We start from the raw sequence: 6,646 nt of genomic DNA on the forward strand, positions 1-6,646 counted from the left end.
GGCGCGTCGCTGACCCGGACGCGGGTCGGGGACGTGTACGTCGCGGAGCGGACGACGGAGACCGACGTCGTCTTCGGCGGCGAACCGAGCGGTGCGTGGATCTGGCCCGAGGAGACGCTGTGTCCGGACGGCCCGCTCGCGGCGTGCAAACTGGTGGAACTGGTCGCCGAACGAGGGGCGCTCTCCGGACTCGTCAGCGACATCGAAGGGTATCCGATCCGGCGGACGTCGATCGAAGTGGAAGCGAAGGCGACGGTGATGGCCGACGTCAGCGAGGGGGTGAGCGAGCAATACGACGAAATCGATACGCTCGACGGCGTTCGGGTCGAGACCGCTGACGGCTGGTTCCTGCTTCGCGCCAGCGGTACGCAGCCGTTGATCCGCGTCACGGCGGAGGCGCGGTCGGCGGCCGACGCCGAGGCGCTGTTCGAGGACGCGCAGGCGCTAGTTACCGAGGCCGTCAGGACGAGGGGGAGTGACGGCGGCGGCAACTGAGCGGAGAGATCCGCCGACCGATGGTGGAGCGCTCGAGACGGATGTTACGAACGGACTATCTGGCTTCTTTCGGAATGAAATCGGACGTCTTCATTTCGCGGTACGTCGCACAGTCAGGACAGGCGTGGACGACGTCGCGATTGTCGCCGAAGACGCGAGCGAACTGTCGAGTTACCTGGTTGCCACAGTTGACACATCGAGGGGCAGTCGTTTGCTGGCCGGACGTCATTGGCGTCCAGTTTGCGGATGGATCCGTCGACATCATCAACCCGTAGCCACAGAACGGTATTTACTATAGACCGCATAATCGACGCGACGATCGGCCGTTCTCACCGCGAGCGACGATTGATACTCGAGCGAAACACTCCGGATATCGAACGTATTAGCCCCGCATTCGAGAGAAATACAAAATTACCGAAATGAAATATCGTATTTCGGCCCGTTTCCGGCCCGCCGTTCGTCGTCCCGGAGCGACCGAACCGGGACTATGGTATCGATCATTCTTCCCCCCGCCCGATTCGGTACTATCCGGGGTGGGCCGCGGTTTGGATCCGGTGTCGAGAAGGGGTTACGAATCGAGTCGGCGGTGCATCGTGTTGGTACCACATCGGGCCGACGAATCGGCCCGTCGCCGACCGACCGCTGGCCGCGCACACGGCCGAGCCGTCGACGCGGCTCACCTCGAGGGGCGGGTGGTGGTAGAAGCGGGAGCGACGGTCGAGCCCGGCGTCGTGATCGAGGGACCGATGCGACCACGGCACCCGGTGAAACGGTCGACCGGGATCGCGGGCGACTGGCTGCGATCCGATCCGTCGTAATCGCCCGCGACGGGATATCTCGTCTCTCCGTCGCGGTCGAGCGCAGCCGGACGCTTCGGTCGCCCGGAGCAATCAGGTGCGCCCTTTATGCAGCGGCGAACTCCTAGACTACTTGGAGGGTATCGGTCGATACCCACGAAATCGGTGACGTCGTCACCGTGACTCGATCGCCACAGTGACCCTCCACGTTCGATTCCGACATCGTTCGAGTACGGGTCGTCACGACCGACGCCGTGTGGATTCGAGACTACGGGGGTGGTTTCGCGTCCTGCGGCCTCGAGACCCTTACTCGAGTCCGATCGGTCGGTTTGTCCGCTGTTCGGAGACGACGCTCACTACTCGGAGACGGCGCTCTATACCGGAGACCGACAGGGGCGCGATCTCGAGACGGAAATACGACACAGATCGACGCGCGAGCGCGGCGACTCCGCTGCGCGATGAGGCTGATCTGCGCTGCGAGGAGAGACGGCGGCTTCGGTCGCGAACTGTATCAGCCGCCTCTAAGTCGGGGTCGAGTGTTCCGGTTCACTCGACGGTGACGCTCTTGGCGAGGTTTCGCGGTTTGTCGATCGGCCGGTCGAGGAGGTCGGCGGCGTGGTAGGAGACGAGCTGGAGCTGGACGTTCGCGACCAGCCCCGCCAGATCGGGATCGGTGTCGGGAATCCGCAGGTGTTCGTCGGCCACCTCGACGGCGGGGTGGCCGTCGGGACAGACCGCGACGACGGGTGCACCGCGGGTCTGTGCCTCCTCGGCGTTTTTCAGCGTCTTCTCGTCCTCCTGCCCGGTGAAGATCGCGAACACCGGCGTCTCGGGCGTGACCAGCGCCAGCGGTCCGTGTTTGAGTTCGCCCGAGGCGAAGCCCTCGGCGTGCTCGTAGGTGATCTCCTTGAACTTCAGGGCCCCCTCGAGCGCCACGGGGAAACCGAGCCCGCGACCGATGAAGAAGTACGCTTCGCTCCGGCTGTACCGGTCGGCGATCGCCTCGGCGGTCGAATACTCGAGGAGGTCGTCGATTTTGCCGGGCATCGATTCGAGCGCCGGCAACAGCGACTCGAGGTCGGCCGGCGGTTCGCCCCGGGAGTCGTCGGCGATGCGCTGGCCGAGCAGCGTGAGCATGACCGCCTGCGAGGAGAACGTCTTCGTCGCGGCGACGCCGATCTCCGGCCCCGCGCGGATGAAGAGAGTGTCGTCGGCCTCACGAGCGGCCGTCGAGCCGACGACGTTTGTCACGGTGAGCGTGCGAGCACCCTCGGCAGCGGCCCGGCGGAGCGCGTTCAGGGTATCGGCCGTCTCGCCGCTCTGGGTGACCGCGATCACCAGCGTGTCGTCGTCGATCGGCGGCGCGGAGACGCTGTACTCGTTGGCCAGCAACGCGGTCGAGTGCACCCCCGCCTGGTTCAGCGCGAGCGAGCCGTACAGGGCGGCGTGGTAGGAGGTCCCGCAGGCGATGAACTGGACGCTATCGACGCCGTCGAACGTCCCCGGTTCGAAATCGGAGAGCGCGATCCGACCGTTCAGGGGGTCGATCCGGCCCTCGAGCGCCTGCGCCAGCGATGTCGGCTGCTCGTTGATCTCTTTGAGCATGAAGTGGTCGTACTCGCCCTTTCCGGCCTGTTCAGGATCCCACTCGATCGTCTCGGCTGTCCGCACGATCGGGTTCCCCTCGAGATCGGTGAACTCGACGCCGTCCTCGTCGACGATGACGACGTCGCCGTCCTCGAGGTAGACCACGCTGTCGGTGTACTCCAGGAAGGCCGGAACGTCGCTCGCGAGGAAGTACTCGCCGTCCTCCATCCCGACGACGAGCGGGGAGCCCTGCCGGGCCGCGTAGAGGACGTGTTCGCCCGACATCATCGCGGTCACGGCGTAACTGCCCTCGAGTTCGTCGATCGCCTGCCTGAATGCCGATTCGCTGTCGAATCCGGCGTCGAGGTAGTACTGGACGAGATGCGGAATGACTTCGGTGTCGGTGTCGCTCGTGAACTGGTAGCCGTTGCCGGCCAGTCGCTCCCTGAGTTCGACGTAGTTCTCGATGATCCCGTTGTGGACGACCGCGACGTCCTCGCTCTCGTCCGTGTGCGGATGGGCGTTCGCGTCGGTCGGCGGCCCGTGCGTACTCCAGCGGGTGTGCCCGATTCCGACTTCCCCGTCGAGCGGTTTACCGATCGATTCCTTCAACTCCTCGACCTTCCCGGAGCGTTTTTCGACGTTGATGCCGGAGCCGTTCTGGACGGCGACGCCCGCCGAGTCGTAGCCCCGGTACTCGAGGTTCTCCAGCCCGGTCAGCAGCGGCTCGAGGGCGTTGCCGTCTCCGACGCGGCCGATAATTCCACACATCTGTTAGTCACCACCCGTCGAGACGCTCGGACTGCTCGCGTGATCCGGACACGGGTTCGGTTTCCGCCGACGAGACAGCGGCTTGCCTGCCCCCGAACGCTGCGATAGAAGTATCGTGGAGGGCTGCTGACTCGCAGCAACTGGTCGAGACGACGAACGGTACGCAACCATGGGAGGAATTCAAACCTCCTGAACCCATTACTATAGACGGACTACTGAGCACCGTAGTCACAGGGTACTCCGGCGCTGGCTGTCGACCGCGGAGAGCGTCGGTCCCACAGCCGAACGAAACCGCAAACTGAAACCGGCCACGAACTGACGGTTTGGGACGCTCTCTCCTCGAAAAACGTGCGAACTGTTCCATCGGTCTGAAAAGTACGCCAAACGAACAGGGGACCGGCGCTCGAGTATGGGTCGCCGAACGAGCGGTAGCGACTAGCCAACTGAAGTAGGAACGAAAAACAGTCGCCGCGGTTCGCAACGCGACACACAGCGATGTTTCGGCGGTCGCTGTGTGACGAAACCGTGACCGCAGACCGTTTTCCGAGCCGAAACGTCGAGACACGCGCGATGGGGCGACCCGCTGGGACGGTGGCTCGAACCGCCACACCTTTTGCGGTGGGCCGGGACGTATGCGTATGGGTTTTGGTAGCTACGATGAATCCGAACAACAGGACCAGACCACGGACGATGAGGACGTAGAAGCCGTCAACGTCCACGAACACGAACACAAGGGGGAAATGTCGTTCGAATCCGACGTCTCGACGGACGAGCTCGTCTCCCAGCTGGGCTCGATGAAAGAAGACGAGTCCGACGAGTAACACCCTCACTGAAGCGGGGTCGATACGGATCCGGCCGTCCGCGGTCGACGGCGATCGCTCGCGCGTCGTCGAACGCCATCGATCCGATCACTGATTCGCTTTTCTCGAACCGTGTCTCGAGCCGTCGAGTCGACCGAAACGAGTGGGTACTCGACAGATCTCTGCGTTGAAATCCGGATCCGCCGGTCAGCAGAGCGTCGCGGAACAGAGTTCGCCGATCGCCCGCCGCAGTCGTTGGGAGACGGCCGACTTCGAGACGTCGAGTCGGTCCGCGAGTTCGTTCTGGGAGATGCCACGCGGCACGTCGAAATAGCCCTCCTCGTAGGCGACGGTGAGCAGTTCCTGCTGTTTCGCCGTCAGCGCGACGACGCCGTCGTCGCCGTCGTCGGAGACGCGCAGGTGATCGACGGTGACCGAAATTCCGCGGTCGCGACAGTAGTCGTTGAACGCGACGAGTCGATCCCGATCGGCAAACCGAAGCTGCACCTGCCAGCCGTCTCGAGAACTCGAAAGCTCGAGCAGGCGGCCGCCGACGTCGGCGATCTCGGCGGTGAAGGTCGTCGCGCGGTCGGTACGCGTGACCCGGTAGACTCGTCTGTCGGGGTAGCGATCGACGAGGACGGGGTCGGTGACCGTCTGATCCGTCTCGAGGGCGGTTTCGAACGCGTCGAACGCGGTGCCGTAGACGGTGACGAACACGAGCGTCCGACCCGGCTCGACGGTGGTCCAGTAGTCGGGTTCGACGGTGACGTCCGACGCGTGCCGAATCGTCGGACGCAAGAACAGGTCCGGGTGGTCGAGTCGAAGCTGCGCGACGATTCCGCCGTCGGCTTCCGATCGAACGCCAGACCGGTCACCGGTCGGGTCGCTGATCGATTCGATAGGATCCTCGGCGTCGGTGACTCCCTCGACCCCCGTCTCTGGATCGGCATCGGTGACTTCCTCGACGCCCTCCTCGGCGTCGGCAATATCGATGCTCACGAATTCATCCGCCATCCGGAGAGATGGCCGGCGTAATTACGTCTTACCTCGAACGCACTCATCGAATGCCACATTAGGAGCCGGAGATATGATCGTGGGCGCTATATACGGAAACGGGTCGGTTCGCCGCTCAATCTATATTCATCTGTTGGAGTGTTGATGGTACTCGGGACCAACGGAAAGATAGTATTACCGACTCGAACGGATCGAATAAGAGGGGAATACCGTGGCGATACCGGGTGATGGCGGCTCATACGGACTACTGTCAGTCAATTTCGGCGTGACCGCGAACCGACCTACGGTCGTGCCGGCACATCGGTACAGCAGCCCGTCTCAGTCGGCCTCGAGTTCGTCGAACAACAGTGCGAACAGTTTCCGCTGGGCCAGCCGGAGATGGCGACTGAACGTCGGCTGGGAGATTCCGAGGGATTCGGCGACTTCCTCGCCGGTGTGCTCGCGCGGCCACTCGAAAAAGCCGCCGTAGTAGGCCGCCTCGAGCGTCCGTCGCTGACGCTCCGAGAGGTGCCGACTCAGATCGTCGAACGGGCGCACCGGACGCGGTGATCGATCGCGTTTCCGCCGAGCGACCAACTCCGTGCCGGGATGGGCCCGCTCGAGGTGACCGAGGAACGAGCGAACGTCGACCGGGTCGCCGAGTTCGATCGCGAGCCGGCAGCGACCGTCGACCGGCGTGACGGATCGGAGGACGCCACCGTGATCCGCGATCGCTCGCGCGACGGTGGATTCCCGCAGGCCGATTTCGAGGACGGTCCCGCCGGTGCCGCGGTCGACGATCGAAATCGCGTCGACCGCCGACAGCGGCTCGATCGTCCCTCGAATCGCGTCCGCATCGCCCCCGTCGATCGTACAGAACACCGTCGATCCGCCCGACGACCGCGGGACGATCGCTCGCACGTCGAGCGGTCGATCGATGCCGCGGGCGATCGACGACAGCGGTTCGGCGTCGTCCCGGATGACGACCTCGAGTTCCGTGATCCGATCGGCGAGCAACGCGCGTTTCGTCTCGATCGCCCCGATCACGGCGCCGGCGATCGAGGCGAGGTGGCGACAGGCGCGTCGGGTTCGATCGTCGAATACCGACGGCCGGTCCGCGTACGCGGTCAGCGTCCCGTACCGGACCCCGTCATCGGCGAGCACACGCCGAGCGCGGACCGGAATCCTCGCTCGAGGAGC

General features: G+C 64.4%; 5 protein-coding genes and 2 pseudogenes. 3 read left to right on the forward strand and 4 right to left on the reverse strand.

Annotated features, from left to right (window positions below; genetic code table 11):
- Positions 1-495, forward strand: a pseudogene (locus PGX04_RS19545) (phosphoglucosamine mutase); the annotation flags it as partial.
- Positions 496-550: 55 nt separating this feature from the next.
- On the opposite strand, the gene PGX04_RS19550 reads toward PGX04_RS19545, so the two are convergent.
- Positions 551-757, reverse strand: coding sequence for a DUF7563 family protein (locus PGX04_RS19550; protein WP_066296984.1), 207 nt, complete (start codon positions 755-757; stop codon positions 551-553).
- A 334-nt stretch (positions 758-1,091) separates the two neighbouring features.
- Here PGX04_RS19550 and PGX04_RS19555 point away from each other — a divergent pair, with 334 nt between their 5' ends.
- Positions 1,092-1,313: a hypothetical protein gene (locus PGX04_RS19555; RefSeq protein ID WP_273740043.1), complete on the forward strand. Its 222-nt coding sequence runs from the start codon at positions 1,092-1,094 to the stop codon at positions 1,311-1,313.
- 525 nt (positions 1,314-1,838) lie between these two features.
- Here PGX04_RS19555 and glmS read toward each other — a convergent pair.
- Positions 1,839-3,650: a glutamine--fructose-6-phosphate transaminase (isomerizing) gene (gene glmS / locus PGX04_RS19560; protein ID WP_273740044.1), complete on the reverse strand. Its 1,812-nt coding sequence runs from the start codon at positions 3,648-3,650 to the stop codon at positions 1,839-1,841.
- A 638-nt stretch (positions 3,651-4,288) separates the two neighbouring features.
- Here glmS and PGX04_RS19565 point away from each other — a divergent pair.
- On the forward strand, positions 4,289-4,471 hold the full coding sequence (locus PGX04_RS19565; protein WP_273740045.1) for a DUF5786 family protein: 183 nt from the start codon (positions 4,289-4,291) through the stop codon (positions 4,469-4,471).
- 186 nt (positions 4,472-4,657) lie between these two features.
- On the opposite strand, the gene PGX04_RS19570 is transcribed toward PGX04_RS19565, so the two are convergent.
- Positions 4,658-5,452 (reverse strand): helix-turn-helix domain-containing protein, encoded by a 795-nt coding sequence (locus PGX04_RS19570; protein ID WP_273740046.1) that lies wholly within the window; start codon positions 5,450-5,452, stop codon positions 4,658-4,660.
- A gap of 333 nt (positions 5,453-5,785) precedes the next feature.
- Positions 5,786-6,646 (reverse strand): annotated as a pseudogene (locus PGX04_RS19575) (bacterio-opsin activator domain-containing protein); the annotation flags it as partial.

The organism is Natrinema soli (assembly GCF_028618695.1).